Origin of the sequence: Simiduia litorea (assembly GCF_042853465.1) — a bacterium.
Classification (GTDB): domain Bacteria; phylum Pseudomonadota; class Gammaproteobacteria; order Pseudomonadales; family Cellvibrionaceae; genus Simiduia; species Simiduia litorea.
On record NZ_AP031497.1, the window covers coordinates 2,584,568 to 2,608,391 of the forward strand.

Consider the following 23,824-nt stretch of genomic DNA (forward strand, 5'->3'; position numbering starts at 1 on the left):
TTATCATTCTGTACCAACATTATCCATTGGCTTTTGCTTATCGTTTTTTTTCTGCTCGCGCCGCTGTTGAAAAAAACGGCTCAATAACTGCGATGCAGCTGTACCTGCAACCCCGTTTTCAACATGAATACGATGATTTAAATAGGTGCGCTCAAAAAAAGTTTCCTGACTCTGCGCCACACCCGCCTTGGGCTCGGGAGCTGCAAAGACCAAGCGCGATATACGACCATGCACCATGGCACCAGCACACATGGCACAAGGCTCCAAGGTGACGTAAAGCGTTGCGTTAGGCAGACGATAGTTTTCTACATTTTTCGCCGCTGCTCTCAATGCAACAACTTCGGCATGAGCCGTTGGATCACTGCTGAGAATGGGCTGATTAAACCCCTCCCCGAGCAACACATTATCCTGAACAACAACCGCACCCACAGGCACTTCACCCAAACTCGCCGCTGTCTCAGCAAGGGCTAACGCCCTTGCCATCCAGTGCAAATCCCAATCTTGCTGAGACCAATCAGCGCTTTCGGTCTCTAACAAAGTACGCACGTGAGTAGGCGTCTCTTTATTCATTCAGAGGCGCCTTTTGATAAACAGCAAGACAAAACTCGGCTTGCACCGTAAAGCTTTTACGAGCCAATAAAGCCGCGCGAACCTTGGCATCCAGTTTATAAACGAAAGGCGTCATCGCGAGTAGGTTTTCCAAAGCCTGCGGGTCAGAAAAAACCATGGGAAATTGAACAGTTTCTTGCTGGTAGAGACTAAATCCTGCAGGTGTTTCAGCTTTTTCATGGTGCTGCACCTGTTGATAGATTTCCGCCTTTAATTCATGCAGGTGTTCAGCGCCCGGGGTCACCCGGATAAATTTACCATCTTCTTTAAGCACACGATGTATCTCTGCCGCATCGATAGGCGCGAATACCGTTATAACACTGTCAAACAACCCGCTAATTACCGGTATGCGTTTGCTGCTTGCAATGCAAAGCTGCGCATTACTAATGTTACGCTTACCCGCTAAACGCAAAGCTTGACGGGAAATATCAATGCCAGCGCCGCGCCACTGAGGTAAATGGTGCAATAAATAATCAAGGTAATAACCTTCACCACAACCAACATCTAACAACAACCCCTGATCGCCGCCACCGGCACATTGCGCCAACAGCTCGTCAACCAAGGGTTGATAGTGGCCCGCCTGTAAAAAATCACGCCTAGCGCTAAGCATGTCGCGGTTGTCGCCTGGATCTGGGCGACGCTTTTGATTAGCCAGCAATAAATTGGTATAGCCCTCTTTAGCGCGATCAAATTGATGCCCCGACACGCAATTAAGCCCAGTTTCCGTTGTTTGCAACGGTGCTGCGCAAACAGGACATTGCCATATCCCCATCACACAGCCCCAACCAGCTGATTTAAATGTTGCCCAATTTCCACAAATTCAAATCTCGGCACACATTCACCCGCTATCTCTACCTGTTCCGCAAACATGCTCACAGGCCTGGTCCACCAACTGAAGTCGCCGTACAGGCAACGGTAAACAACTTGTAGCTCTTCGGTTTCGCTGTGCGTCACCACGCCCACAACCTGGTAGTGCTGGCCTTTATAATGGCGATATATTCCGGCTTTAACAGACATTGCCCCACTCTGACATTCGACAAAACGGGGATTTTATCAAATATCGCAAGGCAATGATGGCTTAATGCGAAGTGACAGAACAAAGAAGGGACAAATAACAACAGATAGCTGAGATTAGACAATGGCATAAAAAAGGCCGGTATCAAACCGGCCTTTTTATCAACAAACATGCACCTATCACTGCTCGACGAACGCGCGCTCAATTACATAGTGACCGGGGTTTGAGCCGCGCACCTCAGTAAAGCCCATGCCATCCAAAATTTCACAGGTATCTTTGAGCATGCTCGGGCTACCGCAGATCATAAAGCGATCATCTTCCACGTTAACGGGCGGCAAGCCCATGTCTTGCGCCAGTTTTCCGGACACTAGAAGATCGGTTAATCGACCTTGATTTCGAAATGCCTCGCGCGTCACCGTAGGATAATAAAGCAGCTTTTGCTTGACCTCTTCACCAAAGAACTCGTTATTGGGTAGGTCTTCGAGGATATGTTGCTGATAGGCAAGCTCCGATACCTCGCGCACGCCGTGGGTCAAAATGACCTTGTCGTACTGGGCGTACACCTCTGGGTCTTTAATAATGCTCATAAAAGGCGCTAAGCCTGTACCTGTAGCAAACAACCACAGGTGCTTACCGGGCAATAGGTTATCTGTCACCAACGTCCCTGTAGTTTTCCGGTTAATAACAATCTGATCGCCGGGTTTTACCCGCTGCAGCTGGGAGGTCAAGGGGCCGTCTTGAACCTTAATGGAAAAGAACTCCAGCTGATCTTCGTAGTTGGCGCTGGCGATACTATAGGCACGCAGCAAGGGGCGACCGCCGTCCTGCTCGAGACCCATCATCGTAAAATGGCCGTTTCTAAAGCGAAAACCCGCATCGCGCGTGGTTTTGAAGCTAAACAGTGTGTCGTTCCAGTGGTGCACTTCCAACACCGTTTCTTTGATCAGGTTACTCATTGCCCGCTCCTATTTACGATAAGGCGTAGCATAAAGCCCGACTCACTATAGGAAAAACGGGATATTTTGATATAGTTAATCGGAAAATCCGATATAGACAATCGACACCGCTGAGCCAAACCTATGAACCCACTGCACTTCTCGCTCAAACAGCTGCAAGTATTCCTCGCCGTTGCGCACCATCGCAATGTAAGCCGCGCCGCAGAGCAGCTCGCCATGTCTCAGTCAGCCTGCAGCAGCGCCCTAAAAGACCTAGAGAGCCAATACGGGCTGCAGTTGTTTGATCGAGTAGGCAAGCGCCTGCAAGCCAATGAACTCGGCGACTACCTAAGACCTAAAGCGGAAGCCCTCCTTGCGCAAGCGCGAGAGTTTGAACAAGCGCTCAGCCAACAACCCGATGCCGGAGAGCTTCGAGTCGGCGCCACCCTAACCATTGGCAACTACCTAGCCGTTAGCCTGATCAACCGGTACATCCACGACAACAGCACTGGAAAAGTAAAGCTTGAGGTGGCAAACACGGAGCAGATTACCGAACGACTGCTGAATTTCGATATTGACGTGGGCATGATTGAGGGTGAAGTACAGCACCCAGCGCTGTCAGTACAGCGCTGGCGCTCGGATGAACTGGTGTGTTTTTGCGCACCCGATCACCCTCTGGCCAAACAGCAACACTTAACAGATGTCGATTTAGAAAATGCACTGTGGATTTTGCGCGAAAAGGGCTCTGGTACTCGGCAAACCTTCGACCGCGGCATGCACGGCCTACTCCCTAACTTACACATCTCCCTCGAGCTACAACACACCGAAGCCATTAAACGCGCAGTTGAGGCCGGCTTAGGCATTTCATGCTTATCGCGTATTTCGCTTGAAGATGCCTTCAAGCGTGGCTCTCTCGTGCCGCTGCAAACGCCTCACCGGGATTTCTCCAGAGATTTATACCTTGCGACCCACAAACAAAAATACCGCGGGGTAGGTTTGAATCGCTGGCTGGTCATCTGCGAAAGCTACGCAAACAGCTGAGTTTCCTAGGCTTCATATCCATCTGGTCGCTTTTAGCTATACGTCGATAAGCAGCCTGCTGAGCTTCTCGTTCGGCACCTTTTACACGCTGCTCTTCTAGCGCCGTCTTAGCCAAATATTGACTGGCCTGAACCAAGGTTGACTTCGCCGTTGTAAAGCTCAGTGTAGCGGCCAGTTGTTGATTCTCTGACGTCGTTTGGCACACGGTAAACATCAAAAATGGGCCATTGGCTCGCGCATTCACGTTAGTGCTTCCCGTGTCCGTATCCCGGGAGACTAGATCAAAAAACGAAAGCCCATTAATGCCACGTTAATGACAAACAACAGGCTCACTAAGCATATTTACCTGACGATTTACGCTCTTGCTGGCCTCGGGGTTTGATTAACACAGTTGAGCCAGTTTACGGCAAATAGAAACATCAACTATCCACCAAATGACCTAGACCGATGGTCTAGGTCATTGGTTTTATTTAAAGGATCTATTCATCGTCTAATTCGAACAGTTCATCCAAGGGCAAACCACCAAAGGGCTTGGCGTCCTCAATGACCAACTGGGAGTGCATTTTCTCGATACCCAAATCTTGCTCCAATAAACCTTCACTCAAACTGTTGAACTGAGCCGCATCGACACATAAAAACTCCAGTATATAATCGTACTCGCCGGAAATTTTATAGCAGCGAATTATTTGCGGTAACGCCGCAACTGCAGTTTTAAAATCTCGATTGACTTTGGGGTCTTGAGAGATCAAAGAGACGTTAACCAAAAAGTGTACATGGCGTAGCTTTGTTAAATTAATTGCAGCGTTATAACCGGCAATCCACTTTTGTGTTTGCAGCTTCTTCACTCGCGACAAACAAGCCGATTCAGACAAGCTCACTCGCTCAGCTAATCTTGCATTTGAAATTCGTGCATCCAATTGCAACTCATTCAATATTTTCAAATCAAGTTTATCGAACTTCATAGATTAACTACGCGCAGCTTCGGTCAAATGATGATCGGCATCATCGGGAAAATGCTGTTTTAACTCTTCCATCAAGGCAGCGCGCTCATCGGGCATTATCGGAATGATTTTAAACTGTGTATAGCCGTAAATAGCCGAAACCAATGGGTTAATTAAGTTAAAAAAGCAATAAGGTAAATACGCCAAGGTCGCCACCCCCAAGGTGCCAGCCATATAGGCGCCGCAGGTATTCCACGGGATTAATGGCGAGGTGATGGTTGCCGAATCTTCTAGTGTACGCGACAAATTCAAAGGGCTGAGGCCGCGCCTAGCAAATTCTAATCGAAACATGCGCCCTGGCAGAACGATGGCAATGTACTGATCAGCAGTTACAATATTGGTGCCGATGCAGGTTAATATCGTCGATACCACTAAGCCACCCGTGGTTTTGGCAAAGCGCAAAATGGTTTTAATCAGCGCCTCAAGAATACCTACGCGCTCAATAACCGCGCCCATAACCATGGCAGTCATTATCAACCACACCGTGGTTAACATCGAACTCATGCCGCCACGAGATAGCAAACTGTCAATTTGCTCGTGCCCTGTGTTCGAACTATAACCATCGGCAAATGCTATCCAAATGCCTTTAAATAACGCCAATGCCGGTGACAGATCGGGTGAGTTGGCGAATTTAGCAACCGCCTCCGCTTGAAAAATAAGTGCAAAAACACCGCCGGTAAGCGCGCCCAAAAAAATACTAACCATGGCGGGCACTTTTTTATAGGCCAGAAAAAACACCAAGCCAAGCGGTAGCAGTAACCACAAATTAACGTTGAAATTGCTATCGAGTAGACCTAACATCGCCTGCATTTGGGCGTCGGACTCAGGCGCTTCGACATTCAAACCTAGCACCAAAAAAAGAATCAAGGCGATAACTATAGACGGCGTTGTAGTCCAGACCATATGGCGGATATGGGCAAATAAATCCGCTCCTACGACAGCCGGCGCCAGATTGGTGGTGTCGCTTAAGGGCGACATTTTATCGCCGAAATAAGCACCTGAAATAATAGCACCCGCGGTAATCTCGACCGACAAGCCCAACCCAGCTGCGGTGCCAATCAAACCAATACCGATAGTACCGGCGGTGGTCCACGAGCTGCCAATACTGACACTGACCAAAGCACAGACTAAACACGCCGCTGCATAAAACCAGCTAGGGTCCATTATCTGAAGGCCGTAATAGATCATCGTCGGCACGGTACCGGCTAAAATCCAACTGCCAATCAACATGCCCACCAACAACAAAATTATAATTGCACCCAGAGCAACGGAAATGCCCTTGAAAATAGCTGCTTCCAACTCTTTCCAACTAATACCTGCGCGCAAACCCATTAATGCCGCCACGGCAGCACTGAGTGACAAGGCGATCTGGTTAGCGCCTTGCGACGAACTATCACCAAATAAATAGACAGAAAGTCCAAGCAATGTAAAAAGCGTGAGGGTCGGGAGGGCAATTTCCCAAGCGGCCAGAGGTCTTGACATAAAAGGATCACTTTTCCAGTTATTATTGTACCGCGCTGGCTTTTGGCCGGCGCGGTGGATTTTAGATCGTCACATGGTAAACATTGATGCAGAGAAGTGCCAGCTCGGCCGGCGGTCATTGATTATCGGGCAACCTGAGTCTTGGTTGCGCCTAGCATCGCAGCCATTCTATCCATGGCCTGTTCTAACACACTGATGGGTTGAGCTAAGGTAATACGCACGTAATTAGCTGTCACATTGCCAAAACCTACGCCAGGCACCACCGAAACTCCCGCTTGCTCGAGCAAGCGCTCAGCGAATAATTGGCCGCCATCGGATACTTCGCCAGTGTGCATCATGACAAACATGCCGGCGTCGGGGCTAACACAACTGAGGCCCGGTATTTGATTAATGCGCTGAACCAGATAGTCGCGTCTCTTTTTATATTCCTCACGCATTTGTGCCACATAAAAGTCGTCGTGGCGCAGGGCGAAAGCGGCTGCATCTTGAATGAATTGTGGGCAGCCAAATACACTGGCTCCGGCTAGATTAGTGAGGTGCGGCACGAGGCTTGATGGCGCAACCACCCAACCAATACGCCAACCGCTCATTGCGTGAGATTTAGACAAGCCATCTACCATGATGACGTTATCCAGTTCTGTCGCCGCCGCACGTAAACTCACGTGACGCTGTTTGAAGGTAATCATGGAATAGACTTCATCAGAAATCAGCCAAATGCCCTTCTCGCGGGTAAACGCAGCGAGCTCGGCCAGCTCCTCTTTAGACATCATATTGCCGCAAGGATTGCCTGGGGTATTAACAATAACCGCTTTGGTTTTGTCCGTTATCGCCGCTTTTATAGCCGCGATGTCGACAGCGAAATTCTCCTCTACCTTTAACGACACCGGCACGGCGGTAACACCCACCGCATCTAAAACACCGCAATAACCGACATACATGGGGTCGGGCACAATAACTTGATCACCCAAATCACAGATGCAACTAAATACGCTAAACAATGCATTGGTTCCACCTGGGAATATAACAACATCATCGGCACTACAGGGATGAGGCGAGGTTTTGCTCTCTAATTCAGCAACCGCTTGCCGCAAACCCAACTCCCCCTGTGCCGGTGAATAGTGGGTGCGATCACGCTTCATAGCCGCTAACGCTTGATAGAAAATGGGCTCGGGGGTTGGAAAATCCGGATCACCCACACACAGTAAAATCACATCTTCACCCGCCGCTTTCATCTCTAGCGCGCGATCGTGCACCGCCCACACCTCGCTGGCATCACCATCGAGGCGCTTAGCTAAGGCACTGATTGATAATGAATTTGACTTTGACATAGCACACCGCGTCACCGTAATAAAAGAATCACAAGCTTAGCGGGAGTTAGAAGCAGAGATTATTTTTATCACCGAAGGGGGCAAGCCAGCCTGCGGTAAAAGGGCTGGCTTTGCGTGGAATCTGCGCTCCCGATAGCGACCGCGCGGCTAGCGAGAAAAAACCACCGTTTTGTTACCGTTCAATAATACTCGATGTTCGGCATGCCAGCGCAAGGCGCGATTGAGCACGACTGATTCGATATCGCGGCCAATTTCGGTTAACTCTTCCGGCGTATTTACGTGGGTAACGCGCTCAACCGCTTGCTCAATAATCGGGCCTTCGTCGAGGTCAGCCGTGACGTAGTGCGCAGAGGCGCCAATTAACTTCACTCCCCGTTCAAAGGCTTGGTGGTAGGGTTTGGCACCTTTAAAGCCGGGTAAAAAAGAATGGTGAATGTTGATGGCACGGCCGGCTAATTTGTCACATAGCTCATTCGATAGAATTTGCATATAACGCGCCAACACCAAACAATCTGTCGAGGTTTGCTCCATCAGGGCTAAGATTTGCGCTTCCTGCTCCGGTTTGTTGGCTTTTGTTATGGGTAGATAATGAAAGGGTAATTGATACCAATCCACTAGATCGCGCTGCACCTCATGGTTCGACACCACGCCGATGATATCCACCGGTAAACTGCCCTGCTTCCAGGCATTTAACAAATTGTGTAGACAGTGGCCCCACTGGCTAACGGCGACCAAGACTTTTGGTCGTATATCCGCGTCCACAAGCTCCCAATCCATACCATAACGCTTGGCCACTGGATAAAAGGCACCGTGTATTTGCGCAAGGGTAAGCTGCTGATCGGTAGCGTCCAACACCGTACGCATGAAAAAACGCTGCGTTTGCACATCTTCAAACTGCTGTGATTCGCGAATATTAAAACCTTGGGCGGCGAACAATGCAGCCACATTGGCAACAATGCCCGGTTGATCGGCACAACTAAACTTTAAAATAATTTCCCTAACTGCGGTCACATTGCCCCCTAAAACTCGCAACTCGAACAATAGTTGTTCATTTTTTAAACCTTTTCACCACTTAAATAGCGCAAGCTCCGGTATTCTACACGAGCAGCATGAATTCATCGCCACTTACCTGCTTGGGTTATGCGCCCATACCTCGTTTAGGTTTACACTGGCCCCATCAGCCCCCAATCACGAGGTTTTTATGGGTCGCCCCGTTATTGCAATAACCGCCGAAACACTGGATAAACATAAGGGTCAAGATACCACCCGCTACTACCAAGTCATGGCTAAGTATGTAGCACCCGTGGTGGATATCATGGGCGCTCTGCCCTTGATATTACCTCCCCTCGCCGACAAGTTAGACGTGCAAACGCTGTTAGATCGGGTCGACGGGGTATTACTAACTGGTGGCGTGTCGAATATCGAGCCGAGTCACTATCAAGGTGGTGCCAGCTACGAAGGCTGCCCGCACGATCCCCATCGCGACGCCACCGTGCTGCCCCTGATAAAGCAGATTGTTGCCAAGGGCATTCCACTTTTTGGTATCTGCCGCGGCTTCCAAGAAATGAATGTCGCCTATGGCGGAAGCTTGTACCAGCAACTGTTTAAAGAAGGCAACTTCGAGTTGCATGCCAGCCAAGTGGATTTCGACAGCCCAGCAGACAGCCTGTATGCCGATGTGCACGATCTCAACCTAAACCCCAACGGCGTGCTTGCTGGCCTGTGTGACGGTCTCGTGCAACGGGTGAATTCAATTCATGGCCAAGGCATAAAAAAATTAGGCGCAGGCATTCAAATAGAAGGCACCAGTCCAGACGGAATAATAGAAGCCTTTAGCATTAAAGACGCCTCGGGCTTTACCTTAGGTGTGCAGTGGCACCCCGAGTGGAAGCCAAAGAACAACCCCATGTATCTCGCCATGTGGCAAGCCTTTGCCCAAGCAGCGCAAGATTACGCCAACAACAAAGCTTAAAAAGCGCTGCCAGGCTCCTGTAGAAACACCAATTCCTCGGCCGTTGATGTACGGCCGAGAATTTTATTGCGATGAGGGTAGCGGCCAAATCGATCGATAATCGCTTTATGTCGCAACTCGAAATCCTCTGAATTTTCACCCGCTAAGCTGGCAAACAAAGCCACGGCTTCAACATGTATGTCGGCATCTTCACTGTGCATATAAGGCATATACAGAAAATTTCGTCGCTCACTCGGCAAGCTCTTGTCAAAGCCTCTGTTCACCGCGAGTTGCGCGATAGCCAAAGCTTGCGCGTCAGCGGCAAAAGCCTCGGGTTTATCGCGATAAATATTGCGGCTGAATTGATCTAATACAATCACCAACGCTAGGCAGCCACTGGCCGACTCGCACCAATGCTTCAACTCACCCCGGCGCGCCGCTTGCAACACAGTGTCAAACCGCCGGCGAAGATCAGCATCAAACTGCGCTGATTTTCGCCACCAATCCTTGGGCGTGATTTCCTCGAACCAAAACGTCAAAATACTATTTGCATCCATACTCAGCCGTTCTCCTCTACCCAGTCGGTAACACAAGCGACAAAAAATAGGTGAAGCCAAACCTCACAAGAATAAATAATGGCCGGCGAACAAAAGCCCCAAGAAACCCACAAAGCCTGCGTTTTTAATCGGCAATAACTCATATTATCCCATTTATATAACTATATCGGCGCTAGAGGTGGGATAAATCTTGTCGAGCGGCTAGACTGCCTGCTTGTTCGTTACCTGAGTGGAGAATGTTGTGCGGAAGAAACTCACCAGTATTTGGCCCTTGTTTTTTGGCGTGATGCTAATTGGGCTATGCGTGGGAGCGCAAGGTACCCTAATTAGTTTACGCGCGGCTTTGGAAGGCTTCCCAAACACCATTACCGGCTTAATCATGTCGGCTTACTACATGGGTTTTTTGCTCGGCGCAAGTCGGGGTCAGAAGGTCATAAAGCGCGTCGGCCACGTGCGCACCTTTGCGGCCCTCACTGCCTTATCGTCTCTGTGCGTGTTAATGCATTCGCTGTATGTCAATCCTTGGGCCTGGGTTGCCACACGCTTTCTCACTGGCTTTGCCATGTGTGGCATTTATTTGGTGGCCGAATCTTGGCTCAACCAAGCCGCCGACGACAGCAACCGCGGCAAAATACTCTCCCTTTATATGATCACACTCTTGGGTGGTATTTTAGGTGGCCAATTTCTATTGAACTTAGCCGACCCACTCAGCTTCGAATTGTTTAGCTTAATTTCTATTCTCATGAGCGCTGCCGCCATCCCGATTTTAGTGACAGCCACGCCGACGCCTGTGGTCACGCCCGCACCGAGCATTAATCCATTGCAATTATTCCAGTGGGCGCCCTTTGGCTTATCCGGCATATTCCTCATTCAAATGTGCAGCGCCATGATTTTTGGCATGGCTCCTGTCTACGCCAACATGGTAGGTTTTAATACCCAACAAGTGGCCTGGCTCATGGCCGCTATAGTAGCGGGCGCCTTAATGTTTCAGTGGCCGCTGGGTTTGTTAGCAGATCGTTTCGATCGCCGTCTGGTCGCTACAAGCCTAACCGGCATTGCCGCATTACTCGGCATCCTATCGGGCTTATTAAGCGACGCTCCCTTCGTCTGGCTACTCTGTTTAGTAGGGCTGTTTGGTGGTTTCGCGCTACCGCTCTACGCCGTTTTTTCAGCCCTTGTGAACGACTTTATGAAGCCCGAAAAAATTGTCGCTGCGAGTAGCACCATACTTTTAGTCGGTGGTATTGGCGCGTCACTGGGGCCGCTTATTATCGCGCCAATTTTAGACCTTGCAGGCCCAAAAGGCTTTTTTTGGGGCAGCTCGGCCACGCTTGCATGTATAAGTCTATACGGCCTCTATCGTATATCTCGCTATCCTTACTCTGCCCGCGAGGACTTACATGAATTCAGTATGTTAGCCGGTGCCAACATCGGTACAGGCTTGATTGGCATCGAAGACATAGCCCAAGCCCATGCCGTTGCGGCTGAAATCAACCAAAGCCCCGAAGCGGAAAAGTAACCATTGTGGACGCTTGTTTCGATTTTTTTCGAATAGCGCGTACTGCGCTTATGAGCCTACCCTATATCACCTGCCCCTGATTAAAAGATAATCAAATGCAAGGCCACGGGAATACTGGGCTGGCGTAACTTGGCTGAAAACCGCCACAACACAGGGCAATAAAATGCCTACAGTGCGGCCAAGTAGCGTGAACATTTTGACTATACTGAGTGAGGACGTGCGCTAGATTCCAAAATTCCTCAGTTTTGCGATCTTGGCAGCATTACGTCTCTTGCGGCCTAAGCCCGCTCCGCGCTAGTCTGAATGTTTGAACGTGATGGTCGACAGACAACGTTGGACCGTTGATCTCAGCCAAATGTGCTGAAATCCCTTTGGGCAAACTGCCGCTAGGTGTTTTTATGAAGTAGCCCGCGAGTGCTTCATAAAATAACACTCGGGGAATGTTCGAAGTTCAACTTACTGACATGGGCGGCGCAACTGTGATTAAGTCTTTCCAATGTATTTGCCTTTGTGTATTCAGCTTAAGCTTTTGTGTTCTAACATCAGCACAAGAACCTGCAAGCGACTACTTGATTTCACCGGACAATTCCGGTGAGGACAACCTCACACCTATCCAGCGCGCCAACCCAGCGCAAAAGTCATCGGCGCGCAATTACCTCAATGCCATTGAAGATATCGAATCCGATTACGGCGCCTACGACTTACAACTATCACAGCATTTATTTAGCCTAGGCGAGGAATATCAAAACCTCGGAGAACACGAAGAAGCGATTGAAGTGTTTACCCGCGCCATGCATGTACAAAGAATAAACTTAGGCTTGTACGACATGGGCCAAGTACCTATTTTAGAAAATCTTATTGAAAGCCAGATTGCGCTTGGCGAATGGGAAAGTGCGAACGAACGCTACCAATATTTGTATTGGCTACATCGCCGCAACTACGGCAGCGATGACCCAAGGCTGCTCCCCATCATCAACAAATTAAGTAATTGGCATCTCAACGCCTACGCGTTAAATATCAGCGGCGGGTTATTTTATCACCTGATTAATGCGCACAATCTCTATCAAATTGCCGCTGACATAGTCTCCAACACCTACGGCAAAAATGATTTACGGATGATTGATCCGCTAAAGGGATTAACCGCATCGAATTATTTTCTCGCCACTTACCAAATCGAAAATCAAAATAAACTCTCCGTTGCCAACGGCTCAATGCCCGCCAAAGAAGACGAGCGCGCGCGTTTGCAGCAATACATTATGAATAGCTACAACAGCGGACGCTCGGCCATCAACCGCATGGTGACGGTGTACAGTAACAACCCCGATGCTCCACCGGCATCGGAGCTGCAAGCTCAAGTTGCGCTGGGTGATTGGTACTTGCTGTTTGGCAAGTGGCATTCGGCAGTGGAAATCTACCAAAATACCTATCGAAAACTGGCCGCAAATGACGAACATAAGCCGCTGCTCGATACGCTATTTCATCAACCCGTACCACTTCCTGATTTACCACTGATTGATATGGGTAAAAAATCGACGATAAACACCGAGCACTTCGTTTTGGCAAAGTTCGACGTCAGCGCCTACGGCCGTGCTACCCATATTGATATTATCGACGCCTTCCCTGAAGATAATAGCCGCATGCAGTCAAGGGTTCGGAAGGCACTCAAGCAAGCAAAATTTCGCCCTCGGTTTAACAATGGTGAAGCTGTAGACACCGAGGACATAACCCATCGCTACCTTTTTTCGGATGAAAAGCCATGAGCCTCGGGAGACCATCAACCACCACACTCGTCGCTATAGGTTTTTGTAGCTTGTTAGCCTTGTCTGGCTGTAAGCAAGAAAGCCAACAAAGTGAGCAGGAACCTCCACCGCCCTCGCCAAGCAGTTCCAGCGGCCAACCCAGCTCAAGTTCAAGCTCTCAGTCTTCGAGTTCATCCAGCCAATCATCGCCCAGTAGCTCGCCTTCTAACAGCAGTTCTACCGCTAGCCAACCCAGCGCAAAGGGCAAGAGCGGCTCGCAATCCAGCAACCAACAACCCAACGGCAGCGCCACCCGTTCGTCCAGCCAACAGGGCAAAGGTGGGTCTGAATCTGAGGTCTTTAGCCAACCACAAAACCAAGCGGGCCAAAACAGTGGTGGAGCCAGCGACGGCGACACACAAGCACAGGCTCAGGCCGAGTCATCACAACAATCGTCTGAGAATCAAGGCGCGGGCAGCGAACAAGGCCAGAGCCAGGATATCGATTTTTCTGAAGAGCAAGCCACTGCGTCGGCGTCATCCAGTCGCGCTTCTGAGTCCACCGCCGGCGCTCAAGCCGACAGCCAAGGCCAACAAGGTGGAGCACCAGCTCAAGGCCAAACACCTAACCAGCAGGCGCAAGGCCAAGCTAGCGGTCAGAACCGTCAAGCGAGCCAACCAGCAGGCACAGGGGGAAATGGTAGCGGTCAAGCGGCGGGAACCACAACCGGTTCAAGAGCGACAGGGACAAACGGTACCGCCAACGTTGGCGAATTAGAGGGGCAGTTTGAAACCACCATGGCCAGCTACGATGGCATGATTCTGCGCGAGCGCGACTATGTTGCCAATCGACGTAACGAGCAAGGCAGCCAGGACAAGGTAGCGCAAGTCACAGGCCCTATTTTCGATGAGGGCGACTTAGCCGAGAGCGGCGAACAAGGCCAAGCTGGCGGCTATGGTCAAGACGGCACCGGAAGCAGCGCCGGTCAACAACAAGGTATTCCAGGTCAAGGCAATGGCAACGGCAATGAACCCGTAGGCGCAGGTACAGAACGTCAAGGCGACTACAGTGGCAACACCACGGCAGCTGTAGCGACACCCAAAGACATCCCCTCAGGAGATGACGATGACGTGGTTGCCCGACAAATCAGAGAGGCGGCTATGCGCGAGAAAGATCCAAAACTGAGAGAAAAACTCTGGGACGAGTACCGCAAGTACAAAAATCAAGCTGCCAAGGATGCCTCATAAAGATGACCGACGCCCTCAAATACTTATGTCTACTTGGGCTTAGCTGCGGATTACTCCTTGGCTGCAGCAGCCATACAGTGAAAACCACCAATCACGTCCCCATTGACCGCGTCAGCGCCGAAATTCCCGAACACCTGCTACTCGATGTGGGCGTGCAGTTATTTGACCCGGGCATCGATGATGCCGCTGACGCCGACGCGTTAATTTTTCCCGAAGTGCGTAAAGCCGAGTCGCGTTATATGCCCGTACAACTGGTGGAAACACTGCAAACCTCTGCCGCTTGGGGCGCCGTTAGAGTTGTGCCACCGGCCAACACCAACAGCGATATTTCGGTACGCGGGAAAATCCTTCAATCGGACGGCGAAGTCTTAGAGCTGGAGATCAGTGTTTCGGATATCTCTGGCGAAGCCTGGTTTGACCGCATCTATATCGAAAATGCCAGTCACTATGCCTATAACGAAAGGCTGATCAAAGGCGCCGACCCCTTTCAAGGCATTTACAACCAAATTGCCAATGACATTCTGGCTTACAAGAACACACTGTCGGATGCCGAGGTTCGCAACTTGCGCACCATCGCAGAACTGCGCTTCGCCCGCGACTTTTCACCCAGCGCCTTCAGCGAACACCTCAGCCAATCAAAAAATGGGCACTATACCGTACTGCGTCTGCCCGCCGATGACGACCCTATGCTCAACCGAGTGCGGCGTATTCGCGAGCGAGATTATCTATTTATCGACACACTGCAAGACTACTACGGCACCTTTGTGCGCGAGATGGGAGGCCCCTACCAAACTTGGCGCGCAGAAAGTTACGAGGCGGTGATTACCCAGAAGGAACTGGAAAGTCAGGCGACCATGCGCACCATCGCCGGTATCGCCGCCATTGTGGGCGGTATTGCCGCGGCGGGAAATAACAGCGGTGCGGGGCGCGCCGCTGGCCAAGTGGCTATCGCCGCCGGCGGCTACATGGTCAAGAGCGGGTTCGATAAGCGCGACGAGGCGAAAATGCACAGCGAAACGCTGATCGAACTGGGCGACTCCCTAGAAGCAGCCATCGAGCCGCAAATCATCGAGCTAGAAGACCGCACCATCACCCTGTCGGGTACGGTTGAGGGGCAATATGACCAATGGCGCGAACTATTAAAAGAGATTTATAAAGCCGAAACCGGCTTATAATAAAAACAATGGCTACCTGCGGTTTTTATAATGCAGGTTTATCAAGACCAATGCCTTGAGCGCTCGCGCTTTGGCCAAACTCAAAAAGTTGTAGCATGAACGACCAAACCAGCTCACCTTGGTGGCACAACTCACGCAATCAAACCATCGCTATCGGGCTATTGGTGGCGGTTATGCTGTTTGTGGTCTTTGCCCTACCCAACCTAGTGTCGCCCGTTCAACTAGACAGTAAAGAGCTGACCAAAGACGCCCCACCCGCGACTAGTGCAAAAACACCTGATTCCCCCTTTGCCGACGCACAACTTGCCCGGGAGCGAAAACAAGCGCAGGAAATACTGGGCCAAGTACTGCAATTACAGGATCAGCTCGAAGGCCAAAAGATAGACCAATGGGGCGCACAGGCCTATCAAACAGCGCTGGACACCGCGGCAACGGGTGACGAACTCTATCGCCAACGGGAATTCAGCCTCGCCCAAGAAAACTACAGAAGCACCCTCACCCAGCTACAGCAGCTCAAACAAAGTGCCGAGGCCGCGCTTGAACAGCAACTGCAAACCGGTCAAACGGCCCTGATTGAAAAAGATTCTAGCGCAGCCACACACGCTTTTACCTTAGCCTTGGCGATAGATCCCAATAATGATATCGCGCAGGCGGGTATCGAAAGCGCCAAGGCCTTAGATGACATACTCGCACTGCTGCGCAAGGGGCGAGTTGAAGAGAAAACCAACCATTGGAACGACGCGCTGGCCAGCTACCAGCAGGCGTTAAACCTAGATAGCCGCTCAGCCATCGCCCAAGAAGCACATGCCACACTCAAAGCAAAAATTCGCGAGCGCGATTTTACTGAAGCCATGTCTCAGGCCTACAAAGCATTGGATCAACAGGACTTCTCCGCTGCCAAAGCAGCCTTTAAACGCGCGGGTGACATTAAGCCCGGTGAAACCTCGGTGGCCTTAGGTTTACAACAGGTCGATAGCCAAAGTATCCACACCGCCATCCAAACCAAAATACAGGCGGCCAGTAAAGCCGAGGCGGAAGAACAATGGCAGCTTGCCAACAACCTTTACATTGAGGTTTTAGCCACAGACAGTACCGTGGTAGATGCCGTCGTTGGAAAACTACGCACCGATGCCCGCGCCGCCCTAGAGAAAAAGGCGCAAACCCTACTGGCGAATAAACTCGCGCTAAACACGCCAGAAAATCTAGCCAATGCACAGACAACCCTTGCGGAATTAGAAGCGCTAGGTAAGGTCGGTGCGCGCACAGTGACACAACGGGAAAGCTTGCGCCGCTTAATCGAACAGGTGGAGATTCCGCGCCAGGTACTGTTACAGTCCGACAACTTAACTCAGGTCACCATCTACCACGTCGGCCGCATCGGCGCCTTTGATGAACACACCTTGGCGTTAAAACCGGGTAAGTATGTGGCCGTTGGCATTCGCCCAGGGTACCGCGATGTACGCGAGGAATTTGTTGTCGAACTCGATGCAAACTCAGTGGTGGTATCCGTGCGCTGCACCGAAAAAATAGCTCTGGGCGGCTAACAGCGCGCAAATGATTGGGTCAAATTTAAACGGCATGTTAACGAGAAAACTATGACAGAAAAGGATCTCAAGCAGGACGATCCCAGCTCGAACAACACAACACCGTCGCAATCGGTCATCGAGCCTATTGCTTTTACCCCCCATAAAACGCAAGTGCAAAAGCGCCATTGGCAGCCCACTCGACAACAATGGCTGATCGGCACACCACTCGTATTCGGTTTACTGGTCGTCACTTTTCTACTGACCTCGCGCTCCGTCAGCATCGTTACCCTTCCGGCAAACGTACAATACGACATTTCTGATGGCTTACATTTTAAACTCGCTAACGCTTGGCTATTGTTTAACGGGCAGTACCGTATCGAGTTAGCGCATCCAGGCTACCACTCCCTAACAACATCATTCACGGTGGGCGACGATGCCGAGCAACAGTTTATGTTTGAACTGGAAAAGATGCCTGGTCGATTGGCGATTCAACTGCATAATGCCGATGTCAGTGCCGACGTGTTCATCGACGACCAAGCCGTGGGTACAACCCAAACCGAAATCGGCCAGATAAGCCCGGGCCATCACACACTGAGGCTCAGCCACCCACGCTATTTACATCACAGTCAAAATATAACCATAGAAGGCCTGGATAAATTACAAACCCTGGACATCACACTTAAACCGGCCTGGGCTGACGTCCACATAAATACAGAACCGCCAGGCGCCACGCTTAGCCTTGGCGAAACCGAACTCGGCACCACGCCCGGCAACTTCGAAATACTGCAAGGCGAGCAACAGCTGTCGCTGCAGTTAGCGGGTTATAAAATCTGGCAGGACGTGTTTGAGTTTCAAGCTGGGGAATCGCTCGACATGCCGGTGATTAAACTGCAGAAGTCAGACGGTGTTATCCAATTAAAAACCCAACCAAGCGGCGCCAGCGTCACGCTAAATGGCAGTTTTTTAGGGCAAACACCGCTGGCTTTATCGCTGCGCCCAAATCAACAACACACCGTAAAACTTTTTAAGGAAGGGTATGTTGATAAACAAACACGATTGAGTATCGCCTCGGGTGAGAGCAAAGATCTTTCCATTGTGTTAGTGCCGGCACTGGGGAAAATTGCCATCAGCAGCGATATTGACGATGCAGAATTATACGTCGACAGCAGGCTCATGGGCCGTCCAAATCAAACACTTGAACTGCCAGCCAGACCCCATACCCTGATGGTAAAAAAGGCGGGCTTTGAACCCTTCGAAACCGAGATTACACCCAAGCCAGAACTAGCACAGCAACTCAAAATAAGATTGCGCACCCTCGACCAAGCCAAGTGGGATAAAATTCCCCCAAGCATAAAAACCATCACTGGCCAACAACTCACGCTGTTTAAACCCAATGCCCAATTTACCATGGGCTCTTCTCGGCGCGAGCAGGGCCGGCGCTCGAATGAGTCGCTCAAATCGGTCGCCCTCACGCGCGCCTTTTACGCATCGCCACTGCTGGTAACCAACAGCGAATTTGTTCAATACGAAAAATTTCACTCGTCGAGCCACGTCAACGGCAACAGCCTGTTTGGCAATGATCAGCCGGTGGTTAACATCACCTGGGAACAAGCCGCTAAGTATTGTAATTGGCTTTCAGCGAAACAAAAGTTGCCCGCTTTTTACCAAGAGGCGGATGGGAAAATTATAGGCTTTAATGCCGATGCAACGGGCTATCGTCTACTCACAGAGACTGAGTGGTCTTGGCTGGCGCGTGTACAGGGCAAGGACGGCCTACGCAAATACCCTTGGGGAGATCAGTTACCGCCGCCCAAAAATGCCGGTAACTATGGTGACCGCAGCGCTGCAGCCCTGCTCGGTCTTGTCTTACTCGACTACAGCGATAGCTACCCCGTCACCTCGCCAGTAGGAAGCTTCCCCGCCAACGACAAAGGCCTGTATGACATGGGTGGCAACGCCGCAGAGTGGGTGCACGATTTCTACAGCGTCGGAACCGGTCTATCCTTAAAGACAGAAACCGATCCACTGGGCCCAGAGAAAGGCGATTACCATGTAATTCGAGGCTCGAGCTGGGCCCACGGTGGCATTACCGAGCTGCGCCTAGCCTTTCGCGACTACAGTGCCGAAAAACGCAATGATGTGGGCTTTAGAGTTGCCCGTTTTGTAGAGGCGAGTAAACCATGATGCGGATTGTTACCACGTTTATTTTATTATCTTCCCTTGTGGCCATCCACCCAACCGCCGCGGCGCAAGAAAACACTGACCCAGCCGAAGCAACCACCCAAGCTCAGGCCGATGCCAATAGCGGATCAGCCCCAACGCCGGGGTCAAAAACATCGCAAACAACAAGCCTCGACACAAGCAGCAAAACCACAGCCTCAACCACAGCAAAGGCAGCGGGAAACTACAATCCGACGGAAGAAATTTCGGACGATTTATCCGTCTCCTTTCCTGTCGATATTTAATAATTCTTGAGACCTAAGGACAGACTATGAAACGCCACACCGGCTCAGAATTTATTTTCCAAGTCTTTGCATTATTACTTTCCATCATTATTGTACACGCCATTTACGTATCGCTTATTCGTCCTACAGCCAATGCATTGCTGGAAGAACAAATGGCACTGCAGGCTTCAGGTCAGGCCTATGTGGCACAACGCTCTATGTACGTCGTACTGCGCGACTACGAACAAGAGGCTTGCTTTATTCTCATGCTCTGGGCCATGGCCATTATGGGGTTAAAAGCGCGCAACGGCTTCATTGAGCAAAAATTGTTAGATCAGCAGCTCTTACCCATTGATAGCAGCACCAGCGTCTTACCCGAAGACACCCGAGCGCTATCGCGAACGATTGAAAATTTACCGCCCAATCAACGCTATTTATTGGTACCGCGCGTGTTACTTGCCGCCCTGCAACGATTCGGCGCCACTCACAACATCGGCGACACAGCCAACGTGGCAAAAGAAGTCTGCGATGCTGAATCCGACCGCCTAGACAGCGAGCTGGCCATGGTTCGATACATCGCTTGGGCCATTCCATCCATCGGATTTATCGGCACCGTAAGGGGTATAGGCGAGGCCTTAGGCCAAGCCCATCGCGCTGTTGAAGGCGATATTGCCGGCGTAACGGTTAGCTTGGGCGTCGCGTTCAACTCCACCTTCGTGGCCCTAGTGATCAGTATTGTCATTATGTTTTTCACCCATCAATTGCAACTCTTGCAGGAACGACTGGTACTTAATGCGCAAAATTATTGCGATGAAAAGCTGCTTAAACAATTAAAAGCTGACAAATAGACAAGCCTATGAGCTACGGTTTACTGAACTTAAACGACCATTGCATTGAATTATTTGACGGCGGTAAGCGCTCGCTTCAAACCTCTGCTCACGTCTTATTTCAGCCGAGAGATATCATTACCGGCGATAGCGCACACGGCCAAATACGCATTAACCCAACCCTTGCCTACAGTAAACATTGGCTCCAGCTGGACCAAGTTGATCGAAAATTGCCGAATCCCAACTTTCGCCATCACGCCGACATCGCGTATTATCAATTGGGCCAGTGGCTTAACGGTTTCCAGCAAAAGCCGCTCTTAGTTGCCACGAGTTATCACTACAGCACTGAACAACACGCGCTGTTAGCGGGTTTGTTACAAGCACACAATCAAAAACCACTGGGTTTTTGCGACACCGGTCTATTACAAGCGAGCAGTTATATTGCGCTTGAAGAAAAGCCAAGCGCGGTCATTTACGCCATAGATTTCTCACTACACACTGCCCGGCTATTGGCCTTTCGCCAACAACAAGATCAGCTAGTATTATTTCAACAATGGGATTATCCGAACACAGGAATAATCGAGCTTCAAAATACTTGGCTAAAACTCATTGCCCAAACTTGCATCCGACAAACTCGATACGACCCCTTGCATAGCGCGACTAGTGAACAGCGACTCTACAGCCAACTTCCCGCTAGTTTCCAGGCTCTGAGCCAAGCCAACACGATGGAACTAGACATAGATGGCAAAAAAGTTGAGCTACAACAACACAACTTGCTGGCATTGACCGAAAACTTCAGGCAAACAATCGTCGCACAAATTGGCAGCGCACCCCTATTGCTCAGCCAGTCGGCACAAATTTACGCTGGTCTATCAGGCATCAATCTTACCAGTGAGCATATACAAGATGCCGTTACCGCCCATGAAGATTATTTTAAGCAGCAAACGGTTTTAAAACACCACACCCAAATACCCATTACCAGCAGGTCCACAGGGTTAAAAACGACACAAGAAAATAGCCTTAATCCTGCTGAAGCTCCTGTGCAGACACCGGTCAGCCAAATACTGGACCAACATCTTGCACACACATTAACGAACCATACTCGGCTCTATCAAACCGGCTCACAACTAACCTGCCAAACCCTAGCGCCATCGACATCACCTGGCATTGCAGAATTTATCCAAACCAAAGCCGGCTGGGAAATACGCCCGCTGTCAGACTCAATTTTATTAAACGGCGCGACCTTGACCTCACCGAAGACACTAACGCTTGGCGATAAGATAGGCTCTACCGACACGAGCAACTATATCACCTGCATTGGCTTAGTGGGCAGCGACAATGGCTCGTAAAAATCGTCGCTTTTCTACCTTCTCGCTCTCTTTCCTAGATATTATGTCCTGTGGCTTCGGCGCGGTGGCGCTCATTTTTCTGATTATTAAACACGATGTCGATACGCGAGCCGATATCCAAACAGAAAATACCAATGCCGAGGTCACACTCTTGGACGAAGAGATCCGTATTGGCAAAGAAGGCCTCGTTGCGCTTCGCAACACCTTATCGGCATTAAATCAAGAGCAGGCCGAGGCACAGGGTTTAGCACGACGTATTCTGGAAGACGTAAACCTCACGCAAGGCAAACTCGATGAATTTTCCAGCCGCGATATCGAAGCGGAAATACAACGCCTAAAAGAAGAAAAAGAAAAATTACAAACTGAAATAGAAAAGCTTAAAGCCGAAGACCAACAACGTGGCCAAGATGCCTTGCGCTACACCGGCGACGGCGACAGGCAATACCTGACCGGCTTAAAATTAGGTGGCGCGCGAATTTTAATACTGATCGACAGTTCCGCCAGCATGCTCGATGAAAAGCTTATTAATATTATCCGCACCCGCAATATGGACGATGACGTAAAACGCGAAGCTCCAAAATGGCGCCGCGCTACCGCCACCGTGAAATGGCTTGCGGCGCAACTGCCACAACAGAGTCAATATCAGATTTATCGCTTTAACACCGACGTCAATCCAGTATTAGAAGGCACCTACGGGCAATGGCTAAAAGTCTCTGACCAAAAACAGTTGGAACTGGGTATTTTGAACTTGAGAAAAGTTGTACCCAGCGGCGGTACTAGCCTCGAAAAAACCTTTCATGCAGTAAACGGTTTAAATCCTCGCCCCGATAACATCATCCTCATTACCGACGGTCTTCCGACCCAAGGCATGAGCAAGCCGAAACGCAACACCATTACTGGCCCAGAGCGTGAAAAACTGTTTAAAACAGCCATAGACATATTGCCGAAAGGAGTGCCCATAAACGTGATTTTAGCGCCCATGGAAGGCGACCCCATGGCAGCGGCGCATTTTTGGTATTTGTCGCAAGTGACCAAAGGCTCTTTCATCAGCCCTTCAAAGGACTGGCCATAATGAAACGTAAACGCCGTGAAACCGACGAATTTAACGTATCCTTCCTCGACGTCATTTGCTGTGGCTTTGGCGCGATCGTGTTGTTGCTAATGATTACCAAGACTGTGCCACCGGTGGTGCTGGAACAAAGTGATAGCCACCAAAAAGGCCAGGTGGCAGACCTACAGCGGCAACTGTTTGACATAAGAGGTGAAACCGCCATTTTAAATCGCGACCTCAACGCCAAACACGAACAGCTGGATGCTGAAACTAAGCGCATCGCCATATTACGTGGAAAGCTGCAAGAACTTGAAGCCCGCTACGCGTCCCTCGCCCGCCAAGCGAGCAGCGAGGATAACGAGTTGGGTAAACTTGCCAGCGCTACCCAAACGCTGTCAGCCGAAATGCAGCGCTTACTGGGCAATCGTTTTGAGCGCAAGAATGACATCATCGGCGGCATTCCCGTCGACAGCGAATACATTATTTTTATTATCGACACCTCTGGCAGTATGTTCAATTACGCTTGGCCGCGCATGATGGACGAACTTATTTCGGTTCTGGATATTTACCCACAAGTTAAAGGCATTCAAATCCTCAACGACATGGGCGGTTACATGTACACTAGCTATCGTGACGACTGGATTCCCGATACGCCATCGCGCCGACAAGCCATTATTTCGCGCTTGCGCACGTGGAATCCGTTTAGTAACTCCAGCCCCGTAGAGGGCATTCAAAAAGCTGTGCGAAGTTTTTACGACCCCAACAAACAAATTAGTATTTATGTTTTCGGCGATGAGTTCACCGGCGACTCCATCACCCAGGTGGTCAATATTGTCGATCGACTCAACCACCATAGCGATGGTGGCGCACCGCGGGTACGCATCCACGCGGTAGGCTTTCCGGTGCAGTTCGACGCGCGCTCATCTAATCAAATTACCGGTATTCGCTTCGCCGCCCTGATGCGCGAATTAACCTACCGAAACGGTGGCACGTTTGTGGGGCTCAACGACTATCGACGCAGACGCTAA

The 23,824-nt window shown here is 50.3% G+C and carries 23 protein-coding genes; 13 read left to right on the forward strand and 10 right to left on the reverse strand.

The genetic code is table 11. From position 1 onward, the window contains the following. Window positions 1-3 precede the first annotated feature (3 nt). From tadA to ACGHTT_RS11500, 4 genes are all read right to left on the reverse strand, one after another. A complete protein-coding gene (gene tadA / locus ACGHTT_RS11485; protein WP_390590669.1) occupies window positions 4-570 on the reverse strand; it encodes a tRNA adenosine(34) deaminase TadA in 567 nt (188 codons plus the stop codon). Further along, window positions 563-1,381, reverse strand: a complete 819-nt coding sequence (locus tag ACGHTT_RS11490; RefSeq protein WP_390595044.1) for a putative RNA methyltransferase — start codon at window positions 1,379-1,381, stop codon at window positions 563-565. The genes tadA and ACGHTT_RS11490 overlap by 8 nt, the downstream gene beginning before the upstream one ends. Beyond that, the gene (locus ACGHTT_RS11495; protein WP_390590671.1) at window positions 1,381-1,626 is read right to left on the reverse strand and encodes a DUF1653 domain-containing protein; all 246 of its coding nucleotides are present in this window, start codon (window positions 1,624-1,626) and stop codon (window positions 1,381-1,383) included. Before ACGHTT_RS11495 ends, ACGHTT_RS11490 begins: the two co-directional genes overlap by 1 nt. A 177-nt stretch (window positions 1,627-1,803) precedes the next feature. Beyond that, window positions 1,804-2,580 (reverse strand): ferredoxin--NADP reductase, encoded by a 777-nt coding sequence (locus ACGHTT_RS11500; RefSeq protein WP_390590673.1) that lies wholly within the window; start codon window positions 2,578-2,580, stop codon window positions 1,804-1,806. Between the two features lie 132 nt (window positions 2,581-2,712). Here ACGHTT_RS11500 and ACGHTT_RS11505 point away from each other — a divergent pair, with 132 nt between their 5' ends. Beyond that, window positions 2,713-3,600, forward strand: coding sequence for a LysR family transcriptional regulator (locus tag ACGHTT_RS11505; RefSeq protein WP_390595046.1), 888 nt, complete (start codon window positions 2,713-2,715; stop codon window positions 3,598-3,600). Here the strand turns inward: ACGHTT_RS11505 and ACGHTT_RS11510 are convergent. The 5 genes from ACGHTT_RS11510 to purU form a co-directional block, all read right to left on the reverse strand. Next, entirely contained in the window at window positions 3,572-3,844 is a 273-nt protein-coding gene (locus tag ACGHTT_RS11510; protein WP_390590675.1) for a hypothetical protein, read from the reverse strand. The genes ACGHTT_RS11505 and ACGHTT_RS11510 overlap by 29 nt on opposite strands. A gap of 235 nt (window positions 3,845-4,079) precedes the next feature. After that, complete coding sequence (locus ACGHTT_RS11515; protein ID WP_390590676.1) at window positions 4,080-4,562, reverse strand: Lrp/AsnC family transcriptional regulator; 483 nt, start codon at window positions 4,560-4,562, stop codon at window positions 4,080-4,082. A gap of 3 nt (window positions 4,563-4,565) precedes the next feature. Continuing rightward, window positions 4,566-6,083 carry a Na+/H+ antiporter NhaC gene (gene nhaC, locus ACGHTT_RS11520; RefSeq protein WP_390590679.1) on the reverse strand — a complete coding sequence of 506 codons (1,518 nt, stop codon included), beginning with the start codon at window positions 6,081-6,083 and terminating at the stop codon, window positions 4,566-4,568. A gap of 122 nt (window positions 6,084-6,205) precedes the next feature. Beyond that, window positions 6,206-7,411 (reverse strand): pyridoxal phosphate-dependent aminotransferase, encoded by a 1,206-nt coding sequence (locus ACGHTT_RS11525; RefSeq protein WP_390590681.1) that lies wholly within the window; start codon window positions 7,409-7,411, stop codon window positions 6,206-6,208. 147 nt (window positions 7,412-7,558) lie between these two features. Further along, window positions 7,559-8,422 carry a formyltetrahydrofolate deformylase gene (gene purU / locus ACGHTT_RS11530; protein WP_390590683.1) on the reverse strand — a complete coding sequence of 288 codons (864 nt, stop codon included), beginning with the start codon at window positions 8,420-8,422 and terminating at the stop codon, window positions 7,559-7,561. Between the two features lie 190 nt (window positions 8,423-8,612). Between purU and ACGHTT_RS11535 the strand changes: the two genes are divergently transcribed. Beyond that, window positions 8,613-9,383 (forward strand): gamma-glutamyl-gamma-aminobutyrate hydrolase family protein, encoded by a 771-nt coding sequence (locus ACGHTT_RS11535; RefSeq protein WP_390590685.1) that lies wholly within the window; start codon window positions 8,613-8,615, stop codon window positions 9,381-9,383. Here ACGHTT_RS11535 and ACGHTT_RS11540 read toward each other — a convergent pair. Continuing rightward, window positions 9,380-9,919: a DUF924 family protein gene (locus ACGHTT_RS11540; protein ID WP_390590687.1), complete on the reverse strand. Its 540-nt coding sequence runs from the start codon at window positions 9,917-9,919 to the stop codon at window positions 9,380-9,382. The genes ACGHTT_RS11535 and ACGHTT_RS11540 overlap by 4 nt on opposite strands. A 241-nt stretch (window positions 9,920-10,160) precedes the next feature. Between ACGHTT_RS11540 and ACGHTT_RS11545 the strand changes: the two genes are divergently transcribed. From ACGHTT_RS11545 to ACGHTT_RS11595, 11 genes are all read left to right on the forward strand, one after another. Continuing rightward, complete coding sequence (locus tag ACGHTT_RS11545) at window positions 10,161-11,438, forward strand: MFS transporter (RefSeq protein WP_390590689.1); 1,278 nt, start codon at window positions 10,161-10,163, stop codon at window positions 11,436-11,438. Window positions 11,439-12,007: 569 nt separating this feature from the next. Continuing rightward, window positions 12,008-13,198, forward strand: a complete 1,191-nt coding sequence (locus ACGHTT_RS11550) for a hypothetical protein (protein WP_390590690.1) — start codon at window positions 12,008-12,010, stop codon at window positions 13,196-13,198. After that, on the forward strand, window positions 13,195-14,424 hold the full coding sequence (locus tag ACGHTT_RS11555) for a hypothetical protein (RefSeq protein ID WP_390590691.1): 1,230 nt from the start codon (window positions 13,195-13,197) through the stop codon (window positions 14,422-14,424). Before ACGHTT_RS11550 ends, ACGHTT_RS11555 begins: the two co-directional genes overlap by 4 nt. Window positions 14,425-14,426: 2 nt before the next feature. Beyond that, window positions 14,427-15,599 (forward strand): hypothetical protein, encoded by a 1,173-nt coding sequence (locus ACGHTT_RS11560; RefSeq protein ID WP_390590692.1) that lies wholly within the window; start codon window positions 14,427-14,429, stop codon window positions 15,597-15,599. Between the two features lie 95 nt (window positions 15,600-15,694). Further along, window positions 15,695-17,143 (forward strand): hypothetical protein, encoded by a 1,449-nt coding sequence (locus tag ACGHTT_RS11565; protein ID WP_390590694.1) that lies wholly within the window; start codon window positions 15,695-15,697, stop codon window positions 17,141-17,143. 51 nt (window positions 17,144-17,194) lie between these two features. Next, on the forward strand, window positions 17,195-19,309 hold the full coding sequence (locus ACGHTT_RS11570; RefSeq protein WP_390590696.1) for a PEGA domain-containing protein: 2,115 nt from the start codon (window positions 17,195-17,197) through the stop codon (window positions 19,307-19,309). Further along, complete coding sequence (locus tag ACGHTT_RS11575; protein ID WP_390590698.1) at window positions 19,306-19,590, forward strand: hypothetical protein; 285 nt, start codon at window positions 19,306-19,308, stop codon at window positions 19,588-19,590. Before ACGHTT_RS11570 ends, ACGHTT_RS11575 begins: the two co-directional genes overlap by 4 nt. Before the next feature lie 26 nt (window positions 19,591-19,616). Continuing rightward, on the forward strand, window positions 19,617-20,417 hold the full coding sequence (locus ACGHTT_RS11580) for a MotA/TolQ/ExbB proton channel family protein (RefSeq protein ID WP_390590699.1): 801 nt from the start codon (window positions 19,617-19,619) through the stop codon (window positions 20,415-20,417). Window positions 20,418-20,425: 8 nt separating this feature from the next. Next, on the forward strand, window positions 20,426-21,745 hold the full coding sequence (locus ACGHTT_RS11585; protein ID WP_390590700.1) for a hypothetical protein: 1,320 nt from the start codon (window positions 20,426-20,428) through the stop codon (window positions 21,743-21,745). After that, the gene (locus tag ACGHTT_RS11590) at window positions 21,735-22,817 is read left to right on the forward strand and encodes a VWA domain-containing protein (protein ID WP_390590702.1); all 1,083 of its coding nucleotides are present in this window, start codon (window positions 21,735-21,737) and stop codon (window positions 22,815-22,817) included. Before ACGHTT_RS11585 ends, ACGHTT_RS11590 begins: the two co-directional genes overlap by 11 nt. Then, window positions 22,817-23,824 (forward strand): VWA domain-containing protein, encoded by a 1,008-nt coding sequence (locus ACGHTT_RS11595; protein ID WP_390590704.1) that lies wholly within the window; start codon window positions 22,817-22,819, stop codon window positions 23,822-23,824. The genes ACGHTT_RS11590 and ACGHTT_RS11595 overlap by 1 nt, the downstream gene beginning before the upstream one ends.

Bases quoted from the DNA above. Each gene is read 5' to 3' on its own strand.
- tadA (WP_390590669.1), bottom strand. From the start codon at position 570: ATGAATAAAGAGACGCCTACTCACGTGCGTACTTTGTTAGAGACCGAA.
- ACGHTT_RS11490 (WP_390595044.1), bottom strand. From the start codon at position 1,381: ATGGGGATATGGCAATGTCCTGTTTGCGCAGCACCGTTGCAAACAACG.
- ACGHTT_RS11495 (WP_390590671.1), bottom strand. From the start codon at position 1,626: ATGTCTGTTAAAGCCGGAATATATCGCCATTATAAAGGCCAGCACTAC.
- ACGHTT_RS11500 (WP_390590673.1), bottom strand. From the start codon at position 2,580: ATGAGTAACCTGATCAAAGAAACGGTGTTGGAAGTGCACCACTGGAAC.
- ACGHTT_RS11515 (WP_390590676.1), bottom strand. From the start codon at position 4,562: ATGAAGTTCGATAAACTTGATTTGAAAATATTGAATGAGTTGCAATTG.
- nhaC (WP_390590679.1), bottom strand. From the start codon at position 6,083: ATGTCAAGACCTCTGGCCGCTTGGGAAATTGCCCTCCCGACCCTCACG.
- ACGHTT_RS11525 (WP_390590681.1), bottom strand. From the start codon at position 7,411: ATGTCAAAGTCAAATTCATTATCAATCAGTGCCTTAGCTAAGCGCCTC.
- ACGHTT_RS11535 (WP_390590685.1), top strand. From the start codon at position 8,613: ATGGGTCGCCCCGTTATTGCAATAACCGCCGAAACACTGGATAAACAT.
- ACGHTT_RS11540 (WP_390590687.1), bottom strand. From the start codon at position 9,919: ATGGATGCAAATAGTATTTTGACGTTTTGGTTCGAGGAAATCACGCCC.
- ACGHTT_RS11555 (WP_390590691.1), top strand. From the start codon at position 13,195: ATGAGCCTCGGGAGACCATCAACCACCACACTCGTCGCTATAGGTTTT.
- ACGHTT_RS11560 (WP_390590692.1), top strand. From the start codon at position 14,427: ATGACCGACGCCCTCAAATACTTATGTCTACTTGGGCTTAGCTGCGGA.
- ACGHTT_RS11565 (WP_390590694.1), top strand. From the start codon at position 15,695: ATGAACGACCAAACCAGCTCACCTTGGTGGCACAACTCACGCAATCAA.
- ACGHTT_RS11570 (WP_390590696.1), top strand. From the start codon at position 17,195: ATGACAGAAAAGGATCTCAAGCAGGACGATCCCAGCTCGAACAACACA.
- ACGHTT_RS11575 (WP_390590698.1), top strand. From the start codon at position 19,306: ATGATGCGGATTGTTACCACGTTTATTTTATTATCTTCCCTTGTGGCC.
- ACGHTT_RS11580 (WP_390590699.1), top strand. From the start codon at position 19,617: ATGAAACGCCACACCGGCTCAGAATTTATTTTCCAAGTCTTTGCATTA.
- ACGHTT_RS11585 (WP_390590700.1), top strand. From the start codon at position 20,426: ATGAGCTACGGTTTACTGAACTTAAACGACCATTGCATTGAATTATTT.
- ACGHTT_RS11590 (WP_390590702.1), top strand. From the start codon at position 21,735: ATGGCTCGTAAAAATCGTCGCTTTTCTACCTTCTCGCTCTCTTTCCTA.
- ACGHTT_RS11595 (WP_390590704.1), top strand. From the start codon at position 22,817: ATGAAACGTAAACGCCGTGAAACCGACGAATTTAACGTATCCTTCCTC.